The organism is Paenibacillus sp. Paensp38 (genome assembly GCF_059491915.1).
Genome location: NZ_CP168516.1, coordinates 5,118,475 through 5,143,812, shown reverse-complemented (window position 1 = coordinate 5,143,812; position 25,338 = coordinate 5,118,475). Strand labels below are relative to the sequence as shown.

At 42.0% G+C, this 25,338-nt stretch carries 20 protein-coding genes and 1 pseudogene; 5 read left to right on the top strand and 16 right to left on the bottom strand.

The window, feature by feature from the left end; translation table 11 throughout:
- Positions 1-85: 85 nt before the first annotated feature.
- The 5 genes from ACEN8J_RS22750 to ACEN8J_RS22730 form a co-directional block, all read right to left on the bottom strand.
- Positions 86-874, bottom strand: coding sequence for a class I SAM-dependent methyltransferase (locus ACEN8J_RS22750; RefSeq protein WP_029518892.1), 789 nt, complete (start codon positions 872-874; stop codon positions 86-88).
- 138 nt (positions 875-1,012) lie between these two features.
- Positions 1,013-1,876: a P-loop NTPase family protein gene (locus ACEN8J_RS22745; protein ID WP_495593997.1), complete on the bottom strand. Its 864-nt coding sequence runs from the start codon at positions 1,874-1,876 to the stop codon at positions 1,013-1,015.
- Between the two features lie 171 nt (positions 1,877-2,047).
- Entirely contained in the window at positions 2,048-3,472 is a 1,425-nt protein-coding gene (gene araA / locus ACEN8J_RS22740) for an L-arabinose isomerase (protein ID WP_029518894.1), read from the bottom strand.
- 41 nt (positions 3,473-3,513) lie between these two features.
- Entirely contained in the window at positions 3,514-4,209 is a 696-nt protein-coding gene (locus ACEN8J_RS22735) for an L-ribulose-5-phosphate 4-epimerase (RefSeq protein ID WP_013373853.1), read from the bottom strand.
- Between the two features lies 1 nt (position 4,210).
- Positions 4,211-5,824: a xylulokinase gene (locus tag ACEN8J_RS22730; RefSeq protein WP_029518895.1), complete on the bottom strand. Its 1,614-nt coding sequence runs from the start codon at positions 5,822-5,824 to the stop codon at positions 4,211-4,213.
- Positions 5,825-6,115: 291 nt separating this feature from the next.
- On the opposite strand from ACEN8J_RS22730, the gene ACEN8J_RS22725 reads away from it, so the two are divergent.
- Together ACEN8J_RS22725 and ACEN8J_RS22720 are read left to right on the top strand one after the other, a co-directional pair.
- Positions 6,116-7,204, top strand: coding sequence for a GntR family transcriptional regulator (locus ACEN8J_RS22725; RefSeq protein WP_495593996.1), 1,089 nt, complete (start codon positions 6,116-6,118; stop codon positions 7,202-7,204).
- Between the two features lie 206 nt (positions 7,205-7,410).
- On the top strand, positions 7,411-9,405 hold the full coding sequence (locus tag ACEN8J_RS22720) for a serine hydrolase domain-containing protein (RefSeq protein ID WP_029518897.1): 1,995 nt from the start codon (positions 7,411-7,413) through the stop codon (positions 9,403-9,405).
- Positions 9,406-9,606: 201 nt separating this feature from the next.
- Here the strand turns inward: ACEN8J_RS22720 and ACEN8J_RS22715 are convergent, their stop codons facing one another.
- Together ACEN8J_RS22715 and ACEN8J_RS22710 are read right to left on the bottom strand one after the other, a co-directional pair.
- Positions 9,607-11,406 (bottom strand): helix-turn-helix transcriptional regulator, encoded by a 1,800-nt coding sequence (locus ACEN8J_RS22715; protein ID WP_029518898.1) that lies wholly within the window; start codon positions 11,404-11,406, stop codon positions 9,607-9,609.
- Positions 11,407-11,506: 100 nt separating this feature from the next.
- A complete protein-coding gene (locus ACEN8J_RS22710; RefSeq protein WP_495594562.1) occupies positions 11,507-12,094 on the bottom strand; it encodes a sensor domain-containing protein in 588 nt (195 codons plus the stop codon).
- Positions 12,095-12,381: 287 nt separating this feature from the next.
- On the opposite strand from ACEN8J_RS22710, the pseudogene ACEN8J_RS22705 reads away from it, so the two are divergent.
- Together ACEN8J_RS22705 and ACEN8J_RS22700 are read left to right on the top strand one after the other, a co-directional pair.
- A pseudogene (locus ACEN8J_RS22705) lies at positions 12,382-12,677 on the top strand (hypothetical protein).
- Between the two features lie 316 nt (positions 12,678-12,993).
- On the top strand, positions 12,994-14,415 hold the full coding sequence (locus tag ACEN8J_RS22700; protein WP_495593995.1) for an MDR family MFS transporter: 1,422 nt from the start codon (positions 12,994-12,996) through the stop codon (positions 14,413-14,415).
- Between the two features lie 137 nt (positions 14,416-14,552).
- Here the strand turns inward: ACEN8J_RS22700 and ACEN8J_RS22695 are convergent, their stop codons facing one another.
- The 3 genes from ACEN8J_RS22695 to ACEN8J_RS22685 form a co-directional block, all read right to left on the bottom strand.
- Positions 14,553-15,155, bottom strand: a complete 603-nt coding sequence (locus tag ACEN8J_RS22695; protein WP_029518902.1) for a class I SAM-dependent methyltransferase — start codon at positions 15,153-15,155, stop codon at positions 14,553-14,555.
- A 215-nt stretch (positions 15,156-15,370) separates the two neighbouring features.
- Positions 15,371-15,904 (bottom strand): YceI family protein, encoded by a 534-nt coding sequence (locus ACEN8J_RS22690; protein ID WP_029518903.1) that lies wholly within the window; start codon positions 15,902-15,904, stop codon positions 15,371-15,373.
- A gap of 279 nt (positions 15,905-16,183) precedes the next feature.
- Positions 16,184-17,518, bottom strand: coding sequence for an SMI1/KNR4 family protein (locus tag ACEN8J_RS22685; RefSeq protein ID WP_495593994.1), 1,335 nt, complete (start codon positions 17,516-17,518; stop codon positions 16,184-16,186).
- A 276-nt stretch (positions 17,519-17,794) separates the two neighbouring features.
- Between ACEN8J_RS22685 and ACEN8J_RS22680 the strand changes: the two genes are divergently transcribed.
- On the top strand, positions 17,795-18,175 hold the full coding sequence (locus ACEN8J_RS22680; RefSeq protein WP_495593993.1) for a hypothetical protein: 381 nt from the start codon (positions 17,795-17,797) through the stop codon (positions 18,173-18,175).
- Positions 18,176-18,242: 67 nt separating this feature from the next.
- Here the strand turns inward: ACEN8J_RS22680 and ACEN8J_RS22675 are convergent, their stop codons facing one another.
- The 6 genes from ACEN8J_RS22675 to ACEN8J_RS22650 form a co-directional block, all read right to left on the bottom strand.
- Positions 18,243-18,770 (bottom strand): hypothetical protein, encoded by a 528-nt coding sequence (locus tag ACEN8J_RS22675; RefSeq protein WP_029518906.1) that lies wholly within the window; start codon positions 18,768-18,770, stop codon positions 18,243-18,245.
- Positions 18,771-19,193: 423 nt separating this feature from the next.
- A complete protein-coding gene (locus ACEN8J_RS22670) occupies positions 19,194-19,769 on the bottom strand; it encodes an NUDIX hydrolase (RefSeq protein WP_029518907.1) in 576 nt (191 codons plus the stop codon).
- A 4-nt stretch (positions 19,770-19,773) separates the two neighbouring features.
- Positions 19,774-21,627, bottom strand: coding sequence for a glycosyltransferase (locus tag ACEN8J_RS22665; protein WP_029518908.1), 1,854 nt, complete (start codon positions 21,625-21,627; stop codon positions 19,774-19,776).
- A 777-nt stretch (positions 21,628-22,404) separates the two neighbouring features.
- Positions 22,405-23,076 (bottom strand): hypothetical protein, encoded by a 672-nt coding sequence (locus ACEN8J_RS22660; RefSeq protein WP_029518909.1) that lies wholly within the window; start codon positions 23,074-23,076, stop codon positions 22,405-22,407.
- An 800-nt stretch (positions 23,077-23,876) separates the two neighbouring features.
- Complete coding sequence (locus tag ACEN8J_RS22655; RefSeq protein WP_029518911.1) at positions 23,877-24,707, bottom strand: macro domain-containing protein; 831 nt, start codon at positions 24,705-24,707, stop codon at positions 23,877-23,879.
- 14 nt (positions 24,708-24,721) lie between these two features.
- Positions 24,722-25,276 carry a TIR domain-containing protein gene (locus ACEN8J_RS22650; protein WP_029518912.1) on the bottom strand — a complete coding sequence of 185 codons (555 nt, stop codon included), beginning with the start codon at positions 25,274-25,276 and terminating at the stop codon, positions 24,722-24,724.
- Between the last annotated feature and the right edge of the window lie 62 nt (positions 25,277-25,338).

Genomic DNA, 25,338 nt, shown 5'->3' with positions numbered 1-25,338 from the left:
AATTATAAATCATTTCTGCTAAAAAGTGAGAATTTTCTTTGCAAAATAATAAGAATGGATCTCAACACGCTGTATTATTGGGGCTTCACTTACTAGCAGTAATAACAGACACTGACAATTCTTCGGTAAACACACCCGTGGAGTCCATATCTAGTAGAACAGATGTTAAATCATTTTCAAATCGTACTAAATTATCACCAAAAAGGCGTCTTGAAGCAAATGATGTAGAGTACAGATTTCCAATGATCGAATCAACAGTCCATGTATATGAATAACTCGGTAAAATATGTCTTTGGACATTTTTGAATCCAGATTTTCTTACAATATCCTCATACCTCTCCTTTGGGGGAGTGTAAGTGCTATTACCAGCTCTTCTTGCGTCTCCTAGCCAACGTCTCACTACTTCGTTGACCTTGAGTTGCCAAAGTAAGGGTTCCTGCTTCCCAGTATTATCAATAATAGCTACGCCACCATTAGTATCAGAACTGTTATACAGAATGTCAAGAATGGACTCTCTATCCATCCAATGAAATGCTTTCGCAATTATAACGAGGCGAAAGACACCCCAGTCACATACGCGCTCTTCCGCCCTTCCTTGTACCCATTTAACATTGTCCAACCTTTTATCACTGGACAAACGGTTTGCTTCATCTAGCATTTCTGATTCAGTATCTACACCTACTATTTCTTCAAACCAATCACTAAATCTTAGAGCTAGCTGACCCGTTCCACATCCTAAGTCAAGCAAGCGACCTTCCCCATTCAGAGAAAACTTGTTAACTAAAAACCGAATAAGCGACGAAGGATAAGGAGGTCGATACCTAGAGTAGTACCAAGCGGTACCTTTAAATAGATCTGGACCATAATCACTCATAGCTTATAACCTTCTCTCTACTGAACTTTTAAAACATGAGAGTCACAGGGCTGCCTGTAACGGCAAGTTTTTGGGCCAATCTTTACGGGACAGGCCCTTTCTAATTGCACTAACGTTTCCTCGAATGAGCTTCATGGTTTATAAATACTTCATCATGATATTCGAAACAGTCTGTTGTTGATTCACCCAATCATAATCGGAGTTATCCATAACAAACGATTGAAAAGGAAGTTGCTCAATAATTTGTAATTCTAGCTCTCGTCGATATTCAAGGAACTGAATATATCCCTCGTACCCATGAAGCCCCTTCTTCTTTCCATAATCTTGCTCTGTATGGTACCAAATCGCGAAATCTAACCATTCTTGAGATCTCATCGTTTTTACTCGCTCAATCGTCTCACGCACATCAGGTTGCTTCAAATAGAACAAAATTGGATTTAACTCCTGAATTTGCTCCGCAATCTGTAATACATGCCGAACAAATCGATCATTTCCAGCATCATGCCGGGCGAGTAATGCACACCCTGGGTTCTGTAAAAAACAGCACTCGAGTACCACCAAATTTTCTTTTTCTCGCTGATCTTTAACAAAAGACTTCCAACGTTGGATCATCAATTTGCAGTACTTTTCCACGGGTACTCCATCGTAGATTTCATAACGCTGGATTTCCTCATACAAACTAGAAGGAATTTTATTTTGGGCTGATTGCTGCGCAAGCGCATATGCGATTAAAGAGTCGTTGCCATTCAAAGATACGAACGGATCAATGTAATGAAACACCTCGGAATAGATTGATCGGAGCCGATCAAGTTCTTCGTTCGGCATACATGCAACCGATTCATAATCAGCGGGATGCCGTAAATTTCCTTCTAAAAATAGTTCCGATTCTATTTGATGTGTATTTAACATGTCATGTATGTATCTAGATAATGTGGATTTGCCAGAGCCAGGTATGCCTTCGACGATAACCAATTTCGTTTTCGTAGCTGGTACATTCGCCATAGTATCACATCCTTATGAATTAAATGATTACCTTAAGGAGAATCCAATTATCTCGTTATATCGCCAGATAGCTTAGGAACCTTTCCTTTATCTCGACATCCTTAGAAAACCAATAAAAAGCATTGGATCCTAAGGACTGACCCAATGCTTTTATAGATGGCTATCTTCTAGTTATTTAATAATTACGTATTCCAGGTTAACCAGTTTTGCATAAGTCACAATTTGGTCTGTGGTTAGATTCAAGGAAACCACAGTATGGTGACCGCCACCGTTCTCAATCCATGCCTTAACTCCATCCTGGAAGTTAGGCTTCACGTTCCACAGTACACGGGCTACCGGAAGATTTGGAGCAGGAACTGTCGGTTCAAATGCCGTAACCTCATTGATCAGCAGTTTATAATGAGTGCCAAAGTCAGCCATAGAAACAACCACACCATCTCCTGCCTTGCCGTCAAATACCAGACGGGCTGGATCTTCACGATCGCCGATACCTAACGGAGAAACGATGACTTTAGGCTTGTTGCTCGCCAACGTTGGGTCAACTTCAAGCATATGGGATTGAAGGATCGATTCCTGACCAGCCGCTAATTCATAGGTGTAGTCTTCCATAAAGCCAGTGGATTGGTTATGGCTCATGACTTTAAGCAGGCGATCGAGCGCTGCAGTCTTCCAGTCTCCTTCACCAGCAAATCCGTATCCTTGTGCCATCAAACGTTGAACGGCAAGACCAGGGAGCTGTTTCATACCATAGAGGTCTTCGAAGTTCGTAGTGAAGGCAGTATAGCCGCCATGATCCAGGAATCGTTTAATAGCAATTTCATAGCTTGCTTGCACTCTTACACTGGCTTCCCAAGCTTCCTTGCTATAAGTACCATAATCGAATTCATAAAGTTCAGAGTATTCCGCAAACAAAGCATCAATCTCTTCTTCTTTCACAGCATTGACGTACTGAACGAGGTCGCCAATTCCGAAGTAGTCAACAGTCCATCCAAATTGAATTTGGGCTTCGACCTTATCACCTTCCGTAACGCCAACATTACGCATATTGTCGCCAAAGCGGGCGACTTTGATATTGAAGCTTTCGTTATAAGCAACCGCTACATCCATCCACTCTGCGATTTGTTTTTGCACTTCTGCACGTTCCCAGTAACCTACAACCACTTTATTCTGTTTCTTCAAGCGGGCGTTGATAAACCCATATTCACGGTCACCATGAGCTGCCTGATTGAGGTTCATGAAGTCCATGTCAATTGTAGCCCAAGGAATGCTTTCATTGTACTGTGTGGCCAAATGAAGTAGCGGCTTTTGCAGCAATTTAGTACCGCGAATCCACATTTTTGCAGGTGAGAAAGTATGCATCCAAGTGATGACACCAGCAACCTCATCACGATAGTTGACTTCTTTCATAAGGCTGGTGATTTTGTCTGCACTAACCGCCAGATCTTGCAATACAAGCGGATAAGGCAGAACGCCGCTCTTATTTAGGGCATCGGTCATTTCTTGTGCGTGTGCTTTGACTTCTGCTAATGCTTCTTCTCCATACAGATGTTGTGAACCTACGACAAACCAGAACTGTTTTGTACCTACTGTTGACATAACATTCATCCTCTTTTCTTCGTTTGTTAGTTTAGTTGGTCTTACTTTTGCCCGTAGTAGGCGTCTTTCCCATGTTTGCGCAAATAGTGTTTATCTAGAATCCGCTGCGGCAATTCTTCGGCAAAATGATTCAATTCCCGTGCGAATAAATTCATTTTCGAAACTTCTTCCAATACGACGCTATTCATGACTGCAGATTTCGCATCCTTACCCCAAGTGAAGGGAGCATGACCCTTAAGCAGGACACCTGGCACTGCTAAAATATCCAGCCCGCGCTGCTCAAAAGTTTCGATGATGACACGGCCGGTTTCGGCTTCGTAGCCACGATCAATCTCCTCTTGTGTCAAGAAACGAGCACAGGGAACAGAACCATAGAAGGTGTCTGCATGAGTAGTCCCCATTACAGGTACATCCAGGCCTGCCTGAGCCCAAATCGTCGCCCAAGTCGAATGCGTATGCACAATACCGCCGATCTCTGCGTAGTGCTTGTAAAGTACGGCATGAGTCGGTGTATCCGATGAAGGTCTCATCTCTCCTTCAACAACATTGCCGTCAAAATCAACAACCACCATATCGCTAGGTTTCATCGTGTCATAACTAACACCACTCGGTTTGATAACGAATAAGCCACGCTCACGATCAACAGCGCTTACGTTACCCCAGGTGTATTTCACGAGTCCATGTTTAGGCAAATCCAGATTGGCTTGAAATACTTCTTCTTTCAGCTGCTCTAACACGTCAATTCCTCCAGTTTTCCACTAGATTATCTACAGCAGCCTGCTCAATCGCCAGGCCTTGTGTGTAGCGTTCTAAGAATGTTTCGAACCCCTTAACATCGGAACCGTCAGGATGAATTTCTTGTCCCTCAACATCTCTAAATACTTTTTGGTCGAGGAAGTCTTCCAGACTTTCTTGTTGATCCTTGTTCATCATGTAAGAAGCCAGAATAGCCATACCCCACGCTCCGCCTTCTCCAGCTGTTGACATCACGGATACCGGGACATTCATAGCAGCCGCAACAATTTTTTGTCCGACGATAGGGGTTTTAAATAAACCACCGTGAGCCAGAATGCTGTCAATTGCGACGTATTCTTTCTTCGTCAAAATATCCATTCCGATTTTCAAAGCAGCAAATGCAGTGAACAGATGAGTCCGCATGAAATTGGCCAAATTGAAACGGCTCTCAGGAGAGCGGACAAACAACGGTCTGCCTTTCTCTATTCCGGTGATATTCTCCCCTGACAAATAGCCATAGCTGAGTAAACCACCGCCATCTGGATCCGCTTCCAAAGCCTTATTCAGCAACACACTGAACAATTGATTCGGATCCGCCTTGTGCCCCATGGCCTCATAGAATTCACGGAACAAGCCCAGCCAAGCATTGAGATCACTTGAACAGTTGTTGGCATGAACCATGCCGACCGGATTACCATTCGGTGTGGTCACCAGATCAATTTCCGGATATACCGCTGAAAGGTCCTTCTCTAATACAATCATGGCAAAAACCGAGGTTCCCACAGACACGTTGCCAGTACGTTTTCTCACACTATTCGTAGCGACCATTCCTGTTCCCGCATCACCTTCTGGAGGACAAAGCGGAATACCAGGTTGTAAATCTCCGGATTTATCTAAGATTTTCGCTCCCGCTGCGGTTAGTACACCTGCCTGCTCGCCTGAGATATGAACTTTAGGAATAATATCTTGTAACTTCCAATCGTAGCCTTTGGCTGCAATGAGTTCATCAAACTGCTTAACCATCGACTCGTTATAATCATGTGTAGTCTCATCAATTGGGAAAATCCCCGACGCGTCTCCGATACCAATTGCCTTATCGCCAGTCAGCAGCCAGTGGATATATCCAGCCAACGTCGTCATAAAATCAATATGAGGGACATGTTGCTCTTCGTTCAATATCGCTTGATACAAGTGAGCAATACTCCATCGCTCAGGAATGTTGAATTGAAATTTATCAGTTAAAGCTTTTGCTGCAACCCCGGTTGTCGCATTCCGCCAAGTCCGGAACGGAACAAGCAACTCACCCTTGCTGTCAAAAGCCATATAGCCGTGCATCATTGCAGAGAATCCTATAGAACCAACCGTACGAAGGGTGACTCCATATTTTTGCTCAACCTCTTGCTTCATTTCACGATAAGCCTCTTGCAGGCCCATAATAATACTCTCTAAGTTGTACGTCCAATATCCATCTACCAGGAGGTTTTCCCACTCATAGCTTCCAGATGCGATGGTTTCAAAACGATGATCAATCAGCACTGCCTTGATACGTGTGGATCCAAATTCGATACCAAGTGAGGTTTCTCCCTTAGTAATCGCTTGTTTAATGTCTTGATCCATGCTCACGTTACTCCTCTCTCTGAACAACTGTTATAATCGCAATAATTGAAAGAAGGCGCTTTCTTTTGTTTACAGCCTTAGTATATTTTTTGTGCGTACATTTGTCAACACAAAACCATAGTTATACTTACAAATACTTTGACAAACCGAGTGTTTTTCTAGTTTTAACTTTAGTATTTATACAGATAGGACAATAGATTATAATAAACTCATAATTATGCTAAAATATGTACATACAAATATTATAGATGCATTAATTAGTATTAGAACAACTTGGAAAGAAGGAATAAAGTGAAACCAAAGTATCAGGTCATCCTTGAGGATATAAAAAGCAATATTCTTTCAGGGGCATACAGCGTAGGAGAACAAATTCCAACGGAATTCGCTTTGCAGGATAAGTATAAAGTTAGTCGTCAGACGGTTCGGAAGGCTATTTTGGAACTATCCAACGAAGGTTTCTTAAGAAGTGAAAAAGGATCTGGCACCTATGTCAGTAACCAATTCCGCTCAAAGACTGGTGGGAACTCCAGTAATAAAACCATCGGAGTCATCACGACCTACATCTCTGATTACATCTTCCCCTCGATAATTCGCGGGATTGAAGCCAGATTAAATGAAGATAATTATTCATTACTATTAGCGAGTACCAATAATGATGTCGCCCAGGAAAAGAAAGCCTTGGAGATGATGCTGTCCTTTGGTGTGGATGGTTTGATCATTGAGCCTACGAAGAGCAATCTATATAATCCCAATATCGCTTATTATCTGACGTTCAAGGAACAGGATGTTCCCTTCATCATGATTAATGCCTATTATGAAGAGTTGGAAGTTCCTTACTTCTGCCTCGATGACGTACAATCCAGCTATCTGGCAACCAAAGAATTGATCGCTAACGGACACACACAGATTGGTATCATTGCCAAAATGGACGATTTACAAGGAAAGTATCGAATGAAAGGCTATATCAAAGCGCTTGGAGAAGCCAAATTACGGTTTCACCCCGAGCAAGTGCTCTCATTCTATACTGAAACGAAGCAGGATTTGTCCACCAATTTGAGGAAATTTCTGACCGAACAAAGAGACGAGTTAAGCGCAATTGTCTGCTATAACGACGAGGTAGGATTAGAAGTTGTACATGTATGCAGACAACTTGGGATATTGGTGCCCGAAGACTTATCCATTATTGGTCAAGATAATTCCTATATTTCCAAGAATGCAAGCATCAAACTAACGACATTAACGCACCCCCAGGAACAAATGGGACGTGATGCCGCCGATTGGGTTATTAAGAAACTTCAAGGGAAAAAGGATCTACGTAACCACACCTATTATCAGCCTGTGTTAATTGAAGGAGAGACGGTTAAGAAGAAACTGAAGTGAAAAAGGATATGTAACTGTGGTGAATTTCCGTTTTTTCTGAATGAACCATCGCCCTTTAAACCTAGTGCCTAATTGTCATATGACACTTTGGAGTGACTTGGTATGGTGGGTGGCGAAATGTAACTTGTTGGTATGACAAGTCCTTTGCCATACTTGGTTTTGCCGGACGCTATAAGGCAAAAATACATTTCAAGGAGAAATCATTCATGAAAAAAATGATTCACACCAGTCTCGCGGTTCTACTATTATCTGCTACGGTAACTACCGCGTGTATGGCACCCAACGGCGCATCAGTTGCCGCACCCGTTAACGTACCAGTTGCATCTGAGAAGGCTAGCTTGGAGGGACCGCGAGATGCTAAGGAACTAGAAGCTTTTGCAGATGGCGTTTTTGCGGACAAGATGAAGAAGTATAATACAGTTGGTTCTAATTTTGTGGTCGTTGCAGGTGGGAAAGTGATGCTAAGCAAAGGTTACGGGTATGCCGACAAGGGCAAAAAAATTCCTGTTGATAAAAATACCGTTTTCCAAATCGGCTCTGTTACAAAGTCATTCACTGCATTGGCAGCTATGCAGTTGGTCGATAAGGGGAAAATGGATTTAAAACGCGATATCCAAGAGTATTTAGGAGGAATAAAGGTTCCGAATAAAACAGGAAAAAAACTGACGATGTTTGATCTACTTACATATTCAAGTGGATTTGATGAACCAGATATTTCCATGGAAATGCATCCAGAATACGCGGACAAATATTTTCCGATGAAGAAGTTCATTGCATCAAATATGCCAACTGTTGTCAGGACTCCAGGAGAAGCGTACACTTATGACAATTTTGGTTTCATGCTAGCGGGATATGCTGTAGCAAACGTAACGGGTATGTCATATTCCAAATATATGGAAAAGAATATTTTCAAACCGTTAGGCATGAATTCGACGAATGTGCGGTTTACCCCCCAATTGTTAAGCAGAATGGCTGCTCACTATGGACCAACAGGCGAACTGATACCCTTGGACGGGTTTAAACCAACGGAAAAACCTGAAGGCGGTATCGTCTCAACAGCAGATGACATGGCGAAGTACCTTATTATGCACCTGAACAAAGGCAAGTACAAAGGTAAAGAAGTAGTGAGTCCAAAGAGCATAGAGCAAATGCACACATACCAATTATTCCCTGATAAGGAGTTCCCGGTCACAACAATTGGATTCGAAGGCTACTTCAAAGAGAAGATGAATAATCAGCATGTGATTCTAAAAGGAGGAAATGTTACAGGGCATTCTTCCTTGATTGTTATTCTGCCTGAGAAGAATACAGCAATGTACATGTCCTACAATAACGACTCCATGATGAGTCTTGACGTGTATGAAGAATTTATGAATCATTATTATCCGAGAAAATCAGAACTTCCAAAGTCAACCTACGCGACAATAAGTGAGCAGCAGGCCCAAGACTACGTGGGATTATACCAAAACACGCGTATCGCTGCCTTAAGGACGAAGGTTTCGTATTCGGACGGGAAATTAATAATGGAGACAGGAACATCAGGCAAACATACACTAAAAATGATCCACCCTTTATTATTTGAAGATGAATCAGGTAATAAATTGACGTTTAATAAAAATCAAGCAGGCCATATTGCATATTTGTATTACATGCAACTCCCAGACCTCGTTGCTTATGCGCAAAAAATAAACATTGATTCACCATTTTCTGATGTACCTGCGGATAGTAAATATATTCCATATATAAACAACCTTAATGCTTTGAAAGTCATGAGCGGAAAATCAGCCCACCTCTTCGATCCGAAAGGAACGATGACTCAGAGAGAATTCTCAGAAGTGCTGCTGCGCGCCCACGGGTGGTATAAACAACCTTTCATGATTGAACCGAATACAAAACAGATGATGGCCGGACTACGTAATTATCAGCCTAATTCTCCTATCACTAGACAAATGGCGGCGGTAATGATCCAGAACCTGAAACAGGTTGAGCCTGGAATTAAGGTTAAATTGGGTGGCGAAACGGATGCTTGGGCAGTTAAAGCCATCACAGCTCTTGTTTCCCAAGGTATCATGGACCCGAATACCAAGATCAATTTAGACGGCTCCATAGACTTCCGCTCCAAACAGCTTTTGAAGCGTCAAGAAGCCAGTGCCTTGTTGGATCAAGCATTTAATTACTATACGTTGCCAATCAGTCACTAATTCAAAAGGATTAAGTAAATTTTCTACCGTAAAGGACAGTGCTTACTTCGGGATTAACGAAAAAAAGCGCGAGTGCAGGGGGGATTTCCCCATGACTCGCGCTTTTTGGCTCATCTCGCCCATTCGAGGATGTTATGGGCAAGCAAAAGCCAACCGATAAGGGCACGGTACTAGCAGGCACCTAAGGAGGCGTACCGAAAGTTATTCCATAAGCCCTGCCTCCCGGGCCTTTTGCACTGCTTCCTCTCGGTTGCGAACCCCCAGCTTCAGATAGACCGATGACGCATAGTTTCTAACCGTACCATCGGATAAATACAATTTGGAAGCAATGGTTTTATACCGCAGTCCTTTCGACACGAACTGTAAAATTTCAAGCTCCCGTGAAGTTAAATCATAGGTCGCAGCCACTTTGGTTGTCGACGGAACGTCTCCGCTCTTGGCGGCTTCCAGCTGAGCAAACAATTTGTGCGACATCTCCTGATCGATCAGCGTGCCTCCGCGATAGACCGTACGTATTGTTTCGGCAAGCTCTACCGGCTTCATCGACTTCAATAGGTATCCGTCCGCTCCGCTTCGCAGCGCTTCCAGAGCCTGTCCAGTATCTTCGAACGTGGTGAGAATCAAGATGCGGATGTGGGGCCACGTTTGTTTTATGGTACGGGATGCGGAGATTCCGTCCAGGTTCGGCATGTCCAAATCCATGAGCACCAGCTGAGGCTGAACCTGTCTGCACAGTTCGATGGCTTGCTCGCCATCTTCTGCCACCCCTACGACTTGCAAATCTTGCTGCTCCTCGAGAAGAATCCGTAGACTTTCACGGATAAAAGGCTGGTCATCGACGACCAACAGACGGATGACATCATCCTTAAGCTCCGTTTGTCGTGGCAGGGTGCAGGTAACGAGGGTGCCTTCGCCCGGTTGGGTATAGACGCCAACATGACCTTGCAAATTCATCGCTCGCTCTTTCATGGCGTTCAAGCCGAAACCATCCCGTCCATGTTCCATCCCACGGCCGTTATCTTGAATTTCCAGCCTCGTCTGCTGAGGCTCGAATTGCACTGAAACCGTAATCTCCGTCGAGTGTCCATGACGCACGGCATTCGTCAATGATTCTTGCAAGCAGCGATACAGCGCTATCTTCGCTTGCTTCGTTACAGGGTATTCCTCCCCGAAGGCCTGGAAACGAACCGACACCTTAGCATGCTCCTGAAACTCCTCTGCCAGCTTCCGCAAAGACTGAAGCAGTGGGAGTTCTTCATGCGGCGATTCGATTTGATGCACATAGCCTCTCACTTCATCCATATTTTCCCGGGCCAGGTTCAATAGGGAATCGAGCCGTTTCGTTCCTGTATCCGTCTCTAGCTCAGGGCGCAAGGTTTCCAACCCCATAATGAGGGAAGTGTACGCATGACCGACGGTATCATGGAGCTCTTTGGAGAGCCGATTCCGCTCTTCGGCCAGCGTGATGCGCTCGATTTGGGACAAGTACTGCTCCAGCACCGCATTTTGCTCGCGTATAATTTCACTTTGACGATGATTGACCATCAATAAATGGAAGGAAAATCCGAATGCATAAGCCGTCCCGAATTGAATGGTCATAATCCAAAAATCAATCTGCTCTGCAAGCAGCTTAACTATAGCGGGTAGGAGCAGTATGGATAAAGGACCTGACCAAAGATATGTTCTTTGTTTGCTATTAGAGGCAATCAAAAATGCATATACCAGGAATGTGAGGTAGGCTTCTGGAAAGAACAAAACTAAATACAGGCAGAGCCCGCCCGGGATCACAATCTCGGTAAGCAGGTAGTATCTATAATTGAGCTGCAAGCACAGCCAGGGAACGGAAAAAGCAATAAGCTGCCAAAACACAAGAACCCAAAGCGGCAGCGTGAAATGAGCTTGCCGCTCTATGATAGTGAGCAGGAGAGAAGTACTGCAAATCAGGCGGATCATAAGCATGAACCAGTCGTACCAGAACCACTGCTTTACCATATCGAACAAAACCATCAACCCCTAAGAACTATCAGTATGACATTACGTAACTATTATAGAGCAGATCATCATCCAACAATACTTTTAAATCCAGACCGGGACATTCCGGCTACCGGTTCACACTCTTGATCATAAGACGGGTGTAGCCTCCTAGCATGCGCGTGAAGCTGTTCGCAAGCCTGTAGCTCACCATAGTGAATATGACTCCTGAGGCCGAAACCAGTACGGATTTTATCACAGTATCTATAGGTACACCCATAAAATAATAATTAAATAGTGGAAAGAGGAGCGGGGCCGCAATCATTGCGAGTGGAGTTATATAAAGCAAGGCTGCACTAATGAGGCTTAAAATCCCCACCGGAAGCTTCAGCATCAGCCAGCCGATAGCGATCCAGTTGCGCCGATTTAGCAGCTCCTTCCTTGCTTGAAGCCAGATAGAGTCATCGGTGTTTATTGGTTTAACGTAAAGCTCTGTGGTAATATCCGTATAGATCTTGGTCTGTGTGCGTTCAAATTGCAGGAAGGTGTTTGTAGTTCGCAAAATGCGAGTAATCAGAGGAACGCCCGCGACGGTAAACGAAAGACTCAAGCCTAATGTAAGAGCGACCAGATAAAAGCAAAAGTAAAACAATCCGGTAGCGAAAGTAAGCAGTAGGAAATAGCCATTTTGAATAAAGCTGACGACGGTTCTTGTCATCAAAGAGCCCACATCCTTTACAAGTAGTCATCGTATCCTACGGCTCTTGATGTCAAATCCGCCAGTGCCATAATGTCATATGACACAAAGCGAAAGCGGTCTGCGAACCTAATGGGGAAAAACAACAGTAGTTACTGTGTGTACGGCAATTTTCGATCGCACGGCTAAACAAAAACTGCCCACCAAAAACTTAGAAGCTTGAAATTTACACTATCCATATATTGAGCTTGTCATTATAAATTGAATAACATTTAGAGATACGTAGAAACCTTATCTCTTGACATTTTATGGAGAATACTATATATATTCAAAGCCAATACGAAAGACAGGAAGGGAGGATCTGCACGCACAGAGTGATCAAAATCAAATTTACGCTCTTTTACAGTGAAGTTCCTGAAGCAAAATTTATGGGTACTTGGAGTTGAATCAGGATGGCAATATGATCGCGCTCTACAATAGGTACGGTGAGGAAATAGACATGTATGGCGGACATGAATTTGTTAGGGTAAGGACACTTGGCAAATTTGATGACCAAGACCGTGATAATTTTTATTCTTTGTTAGAAAGTGATGGTGTAGGATAATCTGCACGATAGGCTGACGATTCCAGTGCCAAGGCACTACGAAAAGTCAGCCTTTTTGATTTTATTTGCCTTATAGAGTTGACCGGCACGTTATCATAATCCCCTAACCTCATCTTGTCAAGAAATAATGCGCGAATGAGCGACACCGTGGTGGAGCCCCCCTTATGCTTTCGAAATATGAATGAATTTCCGAGTATGATGGGCAATTCCGCTTTTTCCAATTCATCCCACTCCACGTAAAATGATCTTCAGGCGTTGCGGGTTAAGCGATATACAAACAATGGACGGAACGTAATGAACAATCGGGAGGTAGAAGATGGACAATCAGGCTCAAGATGCAAGAGGAATGAAGAGAGGGGCAATATTAACCGCTCTACTCATCGGTACATTTGTCGCGTTTCTTAACGAAAATTTACTTACCCATGCGTTTCCTGCGTTGATGAGAGAATTTAACGTTGCTGCTTCGACCATACAATGGTTATCGACGGGATATATGCTCGTGATCGGCGTACTGGTGCTGGTGACCGCATTACTACAGCAATGGTTCACGACTCGCCAGATGTTTATGTCTGCGATGGCGTTATTTTTGGCCGGTACCTGCTTGTGTGCAGTATCCCCGGGATTCGGAATCTTGCTGATGGGCAGGGTTGTTCAGGCTTGCGGGACAGGATTATTCATCCCGTTGATGATGAATACGATTCTCGCTCTCTATCCTCCAGAACGTCGGGGTGCCGCCATGGGTCTCATGGGGCTGGTCATCATGGTCGCCCCTGTCATCGGGCCGGCTTTGTCTGGCTTAATTATCGATACCTTTCAATGGCGATGGCTGTTCTACATGGTGATTCCTGTCGCACTGTTTTCGATGATTTATGCATTCGTGTACTTAAAGAATGTGACAGAACTGACCAAGCCAAGGGTCGATCTTGTATCCATTGTGATGTCAACCGTCGGTTTCGGCTGCGTCACCTATGGCTTCAGCCAAACAAGTGTCTCTCTTGAGCCAGAAGGTTACGGATCGATTGCAATAGGTAGTCTTTTCTTGCTCTTGCTTGTATGGCGCCAGCTTAAGATCAAAGAGCCGTTGATCAATCTTTCCGTATTCCGGCATTCCACTTTTTCTCTGGTTGCGGTATTGATTGTAATTCTGATGATGGTTCTATTCGCCACAACAACATTGCTGCCGTTCTATATGCAGGATGTGATGAAGTTGACAGCATTCGCGACAGGCTTACTTCTAATGCCAGGTAGCATTTTGAACGGAATGCTGATGCCGGTATCGGGGAAATTACTCGATAAATTCGGGCCGAGACTCGTCATTGTGCCCGGACTATTCCTGATCGCCATATCGTTGTGGCTGTTTACCGGCATCGACAGTGATACAACACAAGGTTCCGTTCTGTTCAATCATATCCTCTTATTCTTAGGCATGTCATTCGTCGTCATGCCGGCTCAGACGACAGGATTGAATCAACTTCCACGTCACCTGGTTCCTCATGGCACAGCCATATATAATACGCTCCAACAGATTGCAGGGGGAATTGGCATCGCATTGTTCGTCGGCATCATGTCGTCTGGAGCCAATCGTTATCTTCACCATTCGCTCAATCCCACTGCGATGCATGAGAAGACACAAAGCATGGTTTCCGGTCTACAAACGGTTTTTTGGATTGAATTTATTCTGGCAATACTTATTCTGGCGCTGGGTTGGTTTATAAAAAAGCCACCTGAACATAATTAATTCATTACTAGGCACAGATTGAATCATAAGTTTAAAACCGTACAAGAAGCATGGGCTGTCTCATAAGGGGCGGCCTTTTATTTCGTTGTACCTTAGAACCGCTAACTATAAGGAGAGCTTGATTTCTGCCTAAAAGTTTATTTTCGAGAATCAAGAATAAACATAGATGCATCTTGTCCCATGAATATTTTACTTCCGTTAAAAAAAGTTTTGGACTGAATATCTCTATATCCTATTTTAGTCATAATGTCAGTCAGCTCTTCTTGATGAAATCCGTTATGAACTATATCTGAAACTACTTTTTCATTTTTATTAAAATCTACGATTAGTAAATGTCCTCCTTCATTTAGAACATCAAATAGCCTTGATAAAACGATTTCAACATCATGAATATGGAGTAGAACCTGAGCCATAAAAATATAGTCCGCATGTAAATCCGTTAGACCTTCCTTTTCAAAGTCAAAACATAATGTATCTGCATTCTGAATGTGAAGATCAGTAATTTTTTGCTTTATTTGATTAATCATGTTTTGTGAAGTATCCAGAAAAAGCATAGAATTAAAATCATTTAACAAGCTCATTCCGACAAGACCTGTTCCACACCCAAAATCAATAGCATTCTTACTATTAGCGTCAACTACATACTCACGAATGGCATCAGATGATGCCTTTGCAATTTGAATTCTTTCAGAAGTGTCATATACATTAGCTATCATTTCAAACTTATCCGTATTTCCCATGATTACCTCCCCAATCCGCCTTAATAAAAAACACAACAATATAGAATGATATTCTATCGAAGCATTTGCATTTAGTCCACATTCTAATTCATGCTTATGGAAAACAAAACTGTTTTGCTTCAAAATTTCCGCCCTTATTTGTGATACGGTTCACCGCCCTACCTGTAACGGCAAGTTTAAAGACCACCCCGCTAAAAGGATGGCCTTTAGGACTGCTATTCTATTCTAATTGCCTCGATATAAAGCTCGATTCTCACTTCATTTCCGACGATAACCCCGCCTTTTTCCAGAGGCGAGTTGAATGTCAAGCCAAATTCATTGCGGTCAATACTGGCTGTTGAATGAAATCCTACACGTTCCCGGCCACGAGGGTCTTTGTTTAGTCCTTCAAAAAAGGTATGAAAAGTGATGGGTTTGGTTACTCCATGCAGAGTTAGATTGCCCGTAAGTTCATATTGCCTTTCGCCAGCAAGGACGCAGCTGGTGCTTTGAAACGTAATGGTTGGATACTTGGCTGCATGAAGGAAGTCGTCACTCTTCAGGTGTTCATCTCGTTGCGATTGGCGAGTTGTAATACTATTTGCATCTATGGAAGCCTGAATACCCATGGTTTTTAAATTGTTGGGGTCAAAACTCAAGATCGCTTGGAAATGCTCGAATACTCCTTTAATTCTACTAATCATTAAATGCGTCACCGAAAACTCGACGGAGCTGTGGTCCGGATCCACTTCCCAATTGATATCTTTCATAAATAAATTCCACCTCTATAATAAGATTTTGAGAAAGGTCGCCCCTCTCAAAGCACTGCGATATTCGCATACTCCTAATATACAAAAACGCTACTGACAACGGGATGTCAGTAGCGTTTTAGCATTTTTTCGGCTTCCTCGTAAATCCGATTTCGGAATACTCAGGCTCCGCCACGTCATAATTAAATCCAAGGTAAGCCCACAGGTGCCCATCATCTGGAGGATGATACTCTGAACCTTATTGGTTCGTATTTTATGGATAATTCATGTACGCCTTCATTACGATTCGTCTTTGTCGAAATAATCATCTGGCAAATGCAGTTCTCGCAAACAACCGATAAATTTTTCTCTGAAATTCGGATTGCTTTTGCATTTCGGCCATACCTCCTTATAATAAGACAGCAGCTTCTCATGTGGAATAATGCCCCAGTATAAAATCAAGTTATTCAGAACCTGCAGGCCGCCCCCCATCAACATCTGTTCAATGATCTGCCAGCTTCCCAGCTTGTTTTCGCAACTGCGCGCGGCATAGATGGCAGTGGTTTGCATTTTCGGGTCGGCGTGACACAAGAAAGGCGCAAAGTTCTGGAGCGTAATCGCACCGTAATCTTCCAAGATATACCCTGCATAACGCAACGTTTCCGGGTCGTGAATCCGGTCAAGCCTTTGCAAGATCACTGGAATAAACTCCGTTAAATCCTCAGTTTTACTGGAAGCGTGCAGAATCTGTAAAGCTTGCAGAAAATCCTCATGTTCATCCGATTGCAACAGCTCCAGAGGATACTTTCTACCCGTGTCAAAAGAAGCTTTGCAGATGAGCCAAATGGCTGTGGTCCGATTTTTGGGGCTTTGCTCCGCAATTTTTTTCAAAAAAGCAAGGGTTAGCTGAGAGACTTTCTTAAACTTGAACATTCCATCAAGCGCTTTGGCTTGGATTTCTTCGTTTGGAGCGCTCTGATAAATCTGGTTCAGCGCATTCTCATCACCCGGCATTCGACTGCCAAACCACCCGATATCATAATCCAGAATAATTTCATCCAGCCAGCGCTCGTACCAGTCCAGAAAGCTGTCTTCATAGACAAAGAAAAAAGGATGATCAGGATGAAAATCGGAGGTGTACACAATTCTCCCCCTATATTTCCCCTCAAGTACGAGATACATGTCGTATTCGCAGCCTTGGGTGCCTATGCACAACATGCCGCCCAACACCTTATTACAGGTGTCGTCGTATTCCTCATCGGGAATGTCCTCGTCCTTGGTCAGGGGCTCAATTAGACGGTTCCATTCCTCTTTGGTCATCCCGGGGTACAGAACGGATTTTGCAAGGAGCGCTTGGCGCTCGGTGTAGGAAGTTGCCTTTTCAATTGAATATATTCCATAATAGGGTCCGGCGCCTCCATTGCCGATGTTCGTTAAAAACAGCGCATAAGGCTCAGGAAGTGTGACCTGATTGTGGGCTTGCCAGTCCGCCAGCTCTTTTGCTGTAAGCTTCTCTTTAACCCTATATTGATGTGAGGATGATCCAAACACTGAGAAACCCGCGTCTTTGCGCATAGCTTGGCTCAGTTTGTTTTTTATTCGATCCAGTTGCGTTTCTTTCTTGCCAAACCACATATTTGAACCCTCCTGTTGACCATAGCCAGGTTTCCTTTGTTTGCTTATCCAGCAATTTTATTATTTTTTCTATGGGTCGTACCTCTTTAAAATGATATGTATCTAGAGTACCACAGGAAAAAATCCATATGAATGGAACCTATATGTGGATTAGACTATAATCACCTTGTTATTCATGTAAGCCACTCCTCATTTCTCGGAAATTAACGACATATTATTTAATTAAACTCATTAAACGCAGTTCATTCTAAACAACATAGATTGAGGGAGAAAATAATGAAAAGCCAATTAAGAAATATTACGGTCGACGGTTATGCCTTCGTTTATTGGTACTCAGGCGGGTCTCGCTTCATCCTAAACCTATCTCCCAAAGAGAATAAAAACATCAAAATCACGCTCATCTTTCAGGCCATTCCTCCTGAAGAAGAGCCTCATACTTTTTGGTCCTTTTATGACATTTCAGCCCAAAATAATGAAGTAGAAACTGCCATCCATCTAGGTAAACCCAAACATATTGCTGAAATCATCTCTTACTTGATGGCAAAACGACAAGAACTTTGGGTCCAGGGGAAGCCTCACGTTCTGGATCATGCCTGGGATTTACTAAAGGAAATGGGCTATTCCGAGTTCAAACCGATCTGGATTAGACAGTGGTAGTCGTAATGGTTTGTGAACTAGCCCCCTTTGACCACTCAAAGGAGGCTTAAAGTTCACAGGGATACGACTATTCGTTATCTGGCGTGGCCGGACTGGCCGAAGGCATCAAGCCTTTAACGGCGCCGAGAAACGGGCGAATGGACTTGATCATACCGTAGCCCATCTTCACGACCGGGACAAATTTCTGGATCATGCCGAACAGCCGCAAGCCGCCGCCGAGCATACCGCCAAGCCCTCCTGCGCCCGCAGTGGAGCCGCCAAGGCCGCCTAACAGCGAGCCCATCATCGGCAGGAATGCCGACACCTTGGCGTCTGGCTTGCGGGAGCGCGAACGGCCGGACGGCTTACGCGCGCCGCTTTTCCGGTTGCCGAGACGGACGCCCGGGGCATGCGCACCAGCTCTGCGTTTAATAGATCGGGAGTCTTGCTTCCCGGAAGAAGCGCGTGGGGGGACTCCGGCACTGGAAAGTACCAACCCGCCGTAATTAACGTCGGTGATGTAGCCGACGTAAGTCTCTCCGCTGTGCAGGGTGACACAGACCGGACGGCCCTGAAACTTCTTAGCCCGTGCACGCATCTCTTTCGATTGTGCCATGGAAGTTCACCTCGCTCACTGATTATAATTCAGTTTACGCCAGGGGCGGGCTGCCTGCTTGTGCGAATAGGACATACGCACGCCAAAAATCGCCTGATGATCTCGTCGTCATCGGAGCTTTAGCCTGCTCAAAAACGTTGGAAGCAAAACTAGCCGTTGCCGGCAGTTCGACAGGTTATTGCGTTCTTTTTCACATTCATGCAACACTTCAAATATCGAACTCAGTGTCATTCCACATTCCGCGATCTTCCAACATGATTTATATGGTATTTATGTATATATATGTCAGTAACCAATTTTTTCAACGCTTACTACACAAATGACCCATAAGAGGGTCACTTTTTTCAAGTGTCCTTCTTGTGGGTCACAGTTCACATGATCTTTGGGCCCTTCTTCTATTACAGTCTCTTGGTTACAATTCAGTTAATCACTATTAGCGCCGTTCTCCATATTAATATTATTCTTATATGCGAATTCACTTAGAATATCTCTTGTTGTTTCAAAAGCAAGCTCATCCCAAGGTATTTCTCCCCAACCAAAATATTTAGCCTCAAAACTTTCAATGTTTGTCTTAAGGGATTGATTTTCAGCAGTGGCTTCAAACGCCAACTGAACTGTTCCGTATTTTGACATAGAATGTGTTTTGATAATATCTTTAACTTTTACTCGTGCTCCTGCCTCCTCTCTTACTTCTCTTTCTATTGTTTCAAAGACATCATCTCCTCGCTCTACATGTCCACCTGGCAACCCCCATAATCCCTTGCTCGGGTTCTCAGCTCTTCTCAAGAGCAACACCTTATTCTCAAAAAGAACAAGAGCAACTACTACTAACTTGGGATCTAAATAAAAAATAAATTGGCAATTGTCACAAACAAGTTGTGGTTGGTCAGCTATATGCAAGTCTTGAAGAATAAAAGGAGAACCGCAGCGGGGACAAAATTTTAAGTCTTCCTTACTATACTTCCAATCATACTTTAGATATTTATATTCATTTTCCATCAAGTTACCTCACCTCACTTGTTAGGATTTCATTTTCCCACAACTCAAAAAACTTCGAATAAACCTGTGTATACAATGATTCCTCATTTTCTGTTTTATAAACAGTAAATCTAGGTCTATGCTCAGAAGGCACATAATCCGTTATTTCAAAAACCATTTTTCCATAATTGGTTTTATCATATCCCGTTATAATATATGGGAATATTGTCTTATACGTCTTAATTGTAATGTTGTTTCCCAAATCTCCTAAGTTCGCCTTCACAGCTTTCAACCTATTTATTGAGTTCCGTATTTCAGAGCTAAAATCTTCACTTTTTTCAAAAGAGTTACGAAATGATAATATATCATGGTATTGGTCAATCCAATCAGGATCAAGTAATAATAAACTTATATTATTAGTTTTTGCCTTTTCCAAAATTAATCCCTTAGAGTCACTAGAAAGATGTATCATTGAAGTACCTGAAATAAAAATATGGCCTCTTGCCTCATAAAGGCATGTCTTATAATCTTCAATTCGCTGAACATTTGTGTCAATTATTTTAACAATACCATAAGGATTTTGTGCTTTAGCGACATAATTTTCTAATGAAGATATGTTGACTCGGTATCCTAGTCCTCCCAAAAAGTCACCAACTGTTCGTTCCCACGTGTATCCTTTTTTCAGTAATTCTTCTTTTAGAATCTCAGCTTGTTTATTAAAAAATGCAAATCGGTTGTAAACTTCATTAATTTTAAAATTCAAATTTTTAATAATTGTATTTTTTTCTGCTATAGCATCTTCTGAATCATCCAGGAAAATGTTATGGTTTGGAGTTAAGTTTAAATCTAAAAGATATATAGCATCCACAAGATCTGAATCCCTAATGAAAGAATCTAAGAATTCATACAGACCTGTGTTTTGAGAAATAACTAGTGGAATTCCTGCTGAAATAAACTCCCAACCAACTAATCCAAAACCATCGTGTGATGACGGTAGAAATCCGATATTTGATTTAACTAGATACTCATAAACATGGTCTCTACCTCTATAAGTATGAAATTGAACTTTTGTTAACCTTTCAGCATCCTTTTCCTCAACGCCTATAAGATTCACTTTTGATTCTGGTGTTAAAGTATCTTTATGTTGCATAAAAAAATCTTCTAGTGCTTCAAGAGCTAGGGAAGATTGCTTAATTGCATCATCCTTCGCATCTAATCGCCCAACCAGTGTGGCTGTAAATGTTCTTTTACTGCCCACTCCAGGTCGATGCCTTTTATTTAAGTCCTGAAGTCCGGGGATCAACTCAACCGCATTTTGTCTTGCATATTCGTTTGCATGCCTGGTAAGTTTAGGCCCTACCCCAAACACCATATCTGCTCTTCTTAGCAAATCTTTTTGTTTGTCGAATTTTTCCTTCTGTACCTCTTCAGAAATAGGTAGGTCTTGTTTGAGGCCATAATAATCTTCGTAGACCATATGATGTATTAAAGCGAAACGAGAGCTTTTTTTAAATAAGGCGTTATATTCTTTACATAATGAAATTGCATGTTCGCCAGTAATAACATCATGTCCCACCCACCATGAGAATTTAAATTGTTCTTTTACTTCTTCGATTGATAATTTCAGAACAAATGATAATCTTTCTAATATTTTAAAAAAGTTCACCATGTAACCAGACTTTTCATACCCATTAATTAGTATTGCATTGCTATTCGTTAACACTTCAGTTTTGTTAGTTACACAAATTACTTTGATATCTTCTAATGTTATTGTGGATAAGTAAGAATCGATTGATTTGACTAAATCAAGGTTAAAAGAATTTATTCCCCCTCCTTCAGTTCCCCAGTTATCTGCAAAAACAACTACAAGTTCCGTCAAACTCTTCACCTCTAACTAAATTACTTACAAACTTATATAAAGGATTTATTACTAAAATAATATTTTTTTCCATTCCCATTACTCTTGAAACTGATTTATTTTGTTTATTACTACCCTTTTCTTATACCTACAATTAGATTGGTCTATAACTGTTGATCTTAAATATGCTAGAAATAACTTCCTCCTACACCCAACACTACACACAAGGCCACTTCCTTGAAATTCGGTATTTATCTAGTCAAACGTTCACATTACTAGTTTTGCAGCACTTGTATGAGTTTTATGAGTCCCCAGCCTCTATACCGGATTTTTTCTAGGAGATGAGATTCCACTAAAGTTCGATATCCTCTTTAGACATAAACAAAGCCACTTAAATCATTTTAATCCCACTAGAAACTACTCACCATTTATATAATAAGAAACAATTTCCACCTCACTTGGTTGCGTATTTCATTCGTTGGGAACGAATACGGCGGAAGGTATAGAAACCTCATTGTTGCCGAGCAGCAAGCCACACTAACCTGATATTTTCCACGAATTGCCTGGAGACTCCCGTTTGAATGAGGCACTCAATGTAGGTGTAGATAAGATTTTGTTAGGCTTTTTTAGATAATAACTTCAACTTGAAGACTGGTATTATCCAGAAGATCAATAGTCTCGTTGACTACACGAACACTTTATTGGTAGTTTCATATACTTTAGTTGCTTATCTGCATTCCCAGAGTATACAACACTAACTATATAATGATGTGTACTTCCCTTAAGCTTCGCTGCAAATTACTTATTTGAAACAAACTCAACAATTTCAAGTGGAAAACCTTTATTTATAGTGTGATCGTAGCTATAAATATGATCTCTATTGTTTACACATCTGCCCAGTTTTTTCTTGAATCTTTCATCGTTATAAATATTCACTCGTCCACCGCAAATAGGACAAACCCCATACTTTCTTATTGTATAAACATCACCATTATCATCCTTATAAAGTACCAGCTGACTATTCCCCTTATAAACACCATTGTTCTTTAGCTTCTTATGTTTGTTGATTGATTCAAGAGCATATACCCCACAACCAAGCGAAACCATTAATAAAAAGAATGAGAAATCACTTTTTTTAACGAAGTAAGTAAATATGGTTATAACTGCCGATATTACCGATAGCACCCCTGAAATTTCAAACTTTAACTTGTATCCTCTAATACCACCCACTACTTTTCTATCCAAGCAATTCTCATATTCTACAACTAACTCATTGGATATATTAGGAGCAACATTAAAGTTGTCAATATAAAACTCCTGCTTACTATTATTACCTAAGCCAATATTAATATTATTATTTCCAGCATTTATCGTATTATAGCCACTGTCTCTTTGTTGAACTGGCTCTTGGCAATATGGACAGAAATTAAAATCCTCATTGACTACTCTTTCACATTTTCTACAGTTCACTTTATCACTCCAAACCAACCAGTGTATTGGTTAATTATACCACGATAAAATGATTTTTTGTCGATTGCACGGTGTGTCTGTAATGAGATTGGACTTTTTATCTTACACTATGGCATCTCTTAAACATACCATGTTCATCCATTCTGGAAATCTCCATGTTTTCGCACAGATTTCGTCCTACTTGTGGTACGGTTCACCCCGATTGCTTAGTTAGTAAGGCGGATTATTAGTTGGTTGAAATCCAAAGGTCGCACTCAAGAAAGTGCGACCTTTGCTATATGAAAAGCAATGTTTTATGGATAATTTACTAAGCGACTTTGTATTTTATTCCAATGCCTTTTTATCTGTTTGTAAATTAGGCTTTCGATAAAGGGAATACTTCCGAAAACAGAATGTGCCTTTTTCGCATATGATACAAATTCCCATAACCTTTATAGTTCCAACCTAAATGAGTATACAACGAATACAGTTTTTTTCTTCCAACAGGTTTGTTTTCCTTTTTACTTATCCAATTAACAGAAGCTACCTTCGACAGGCTCACTAATGTTCCTTGCTGCATCATTCCCTTTTCAGCAACGCAAGACTCTCCTGCACCTGATCGTAAAGAAAATTACGCTGGACAACAAAAAGCGTGTCAACAGCGTTGAACTCCCCTTCAACGAGGAGACTGAGAAGCATTTTTTAAGTGCAGCCCCTTCCGCAAACAATATAACGGAAGGGGCGTTTCTTTTGCCCGGAAAAGCCCCACTTCTCCATCAGAAGTTGGTCATTACAATTTGGCCAGTTCTGTATATTTACTTTCACGATTCCAAGTCCTTCAGAGCGAGTAGATTTATCTTTTCTTGTTTTTTCTGCCAGACCACGATTTTCACCTTGGAAGGAAATGTGAATTTTATACGACTCACTTTAAATGTCCATATAATGAGCTCAAGCAATTCTTGATCCAGTATATTTTCGTATCCTCTAAAGCGAGTGATCCCAGATCCCAAAACAGGCAAGGCGACTGTTCTACCGGCATAGACTCTGTCTATCTCATTCCAGAAATTCAACAGGCAGTTTATATAGTCGTTCATCTCGAGATATGCTTTGTTTCTATCATCGAAACGTGAGAACGCCGTAAGGAGATAATCGTCTACCGTGCAGATTGTTCCAAGCCTGTATCTAATCTTCTTCCCGACAGTTCTGCCTGCATTTTCACATGCGATCATTTCTGGCAAGTGGGTGTCAGAAGAAAAAATTTCGTCTAAAACAGCGATATTTCCCTGATAGAATTTTTTAATATATATTCCGTTGAGTGAACTGCTTGAGATGACTTTCTCGTCTACCAGTGTGTCAAAATATTCATTAAAAGCGATCGCTTTCAGATCAGCCTCCTCAGAAAATATATCACCGAACTTTACCTCAATCTCTGAAGTGTTAATCGTTAGCTTGATACTGCGACGCATATTGGCATGGACCCAGATTCCGATGTAAACAAGGACCAACAATGCCAGTGCTCCTCCACCAATGACTATCTTGATTTTAGGGTCTATTTCAACGAAAAGAAACACAATAGAGGTGATTACACTTATCACGCTTAGAAAGCCATAGAATATATGTAGTATCTTTTTATCAAAAAATGGGACTTTCATTCACATCTTCTCCTTTATTGAATTAGGCCCCATTTGATTTGCGTTTCACGTTTGTAATGATTCTTACCACTGCTAAGATGCTCACCATTCACATGAAAACGTGTGATAGCATTTAAAATGCACTCTTTAGCGAAAGGGATATGGATTGCTTCTATACCGGTATCATTTATACGGTCTCTAAGTGCCTTGGGCCAAATGCCACTGTGGCTATCCACATACAAAACAGATGAGAATTCAGGGTAAGCGATAATAAGCGGAATTCTGTACGTGTCTATGGCCTGCTCGATCTCATAAGATAAAACACTTCCGGTATAACGAGTCTTACTCGTAAGAATGACGAGCATGTTTTTCGATGCTCTAAGCCGTTCCTGGATGCGTGCATACAATGTTGTCCGTTTACTTGTATCACGTACCGCATCCGTTTTCTCGTGACTGTTAGTCAGCGAAAACTGAATGTTTTTATTCGCATTCCATGCTTGAAGAGTAGCATAGTATTTGAAGTCAGACTTTGCAGGGTCTGCCTCTCCTAAACCATCAAAGGCAACATAGGTTCCAGTCCGATTTGCCATAATCTAAACCCCCATTATAAACATTATTTGCTTCTCCGCACGGAAACATCTTACCATATATC

Coding starts and splice junctions, on each gene's coding strand:
- ACEN8J_RS22750 (WP_029518892.1), bottom strand. CDS start 874: ATGAGTGATTATGGTCCAGATCTATTTAAAGGTACCGCTTGGTACTAC.
- ACEN8J_RS22745 (WP_495593997.1), bottom strand. CDS start 1,876: ATGGCGAATGTACCAGCTACGAAAACGAAATTGGTTATCGTCGAAGGC.
- araA (WP_029518894.1), bottom strand. CDS start 3,472: ATGTCAACAGTAGGTACAAAACAGTTCTGGTTTGTCGTAGGTTCACAA.
- ACEN8J_RS22730 (WP_029518895.1), bottom strand. CDS start 5,824: ATGGATCAAGACATTAAACAAGCGATTACTAAGGGAGAAACCTCACTT.
- ACEN8J_RS22720 (WP_029518897.1), top strand. CDS start 7,411: ATGAAAAAAATGATTCACACCAGTCTCGCGGTTCTACTATTATCTGCT.
- ACEN8J_RS22710 (WP_495594562.1), bottom strand. CDS start 12,094: ATGACAAGAACCGTCGTCAGCTTTATTCAAAATGGCTATTTCCTACTG.
- ACEN8J_RS22700 (WP_495593995.1), top strand. CDS start 12,994: ATGGACAATCAGGCTCAAGATGCAAGAGGAATGAAGAGAGGGGCAATA.
- ACEN8J_RS22695 (WP_029518902.1), bottom strand. CDS start 15,155: ATGGGAAATACGGATAAGTTTGAAATGATAGCTAATGTATATGACACT.
- ACEN8J_RS22690 (WP_029518903.1), bottom strand. CDS start 15,904: ATGAAAGATATCAATTGGGAAGTGGATCCGGACCACAGCTCCGTCGAG.
- ACEN8J_RS22685 (WP_495593994.1), bottom strand. CDS start 17,518: ATGTGGTTTGGCAAGAAAGAAACGCAACTGGATCGAATAAAAAACAAA.
- ACEN8J_RS22680 (WP_495593993.1), top strand. CDS start 17,795: ATGAAAAGCCAATTAAGAAATATTACGGTCGACGGTTATGCCTTCGTT.
- ACEN8J_RS22675 (WP_029518906.1), bottom strand. CDS start 18,770: ATGGCACAATCGAAAGAGATGCGTGCACGGGCTAAGAAGTTTCAGGGC.
- ACEN8J_RS22670 (WP_029518907.1), bottom strand. CDS start 19,769: ATGGAAAATGAATATAAATATCTAAAGTATGATTGGAAGTATAGTAAG.
- ACEN8J_RS22655 (WP_029518911.1), bottom strand. CDS start 24,707: ATGAAAGTCCCATTTTTTGATAAAAAGATACTACATATATTCTATGGC.
- ACEN8J_RS22650 (WP_029518912.1), bottom strand. CDS start 25,276: ATGGCAAATCGGACTGGAACCTATGTTGCCTTTGATGGTTTAGGAGAG.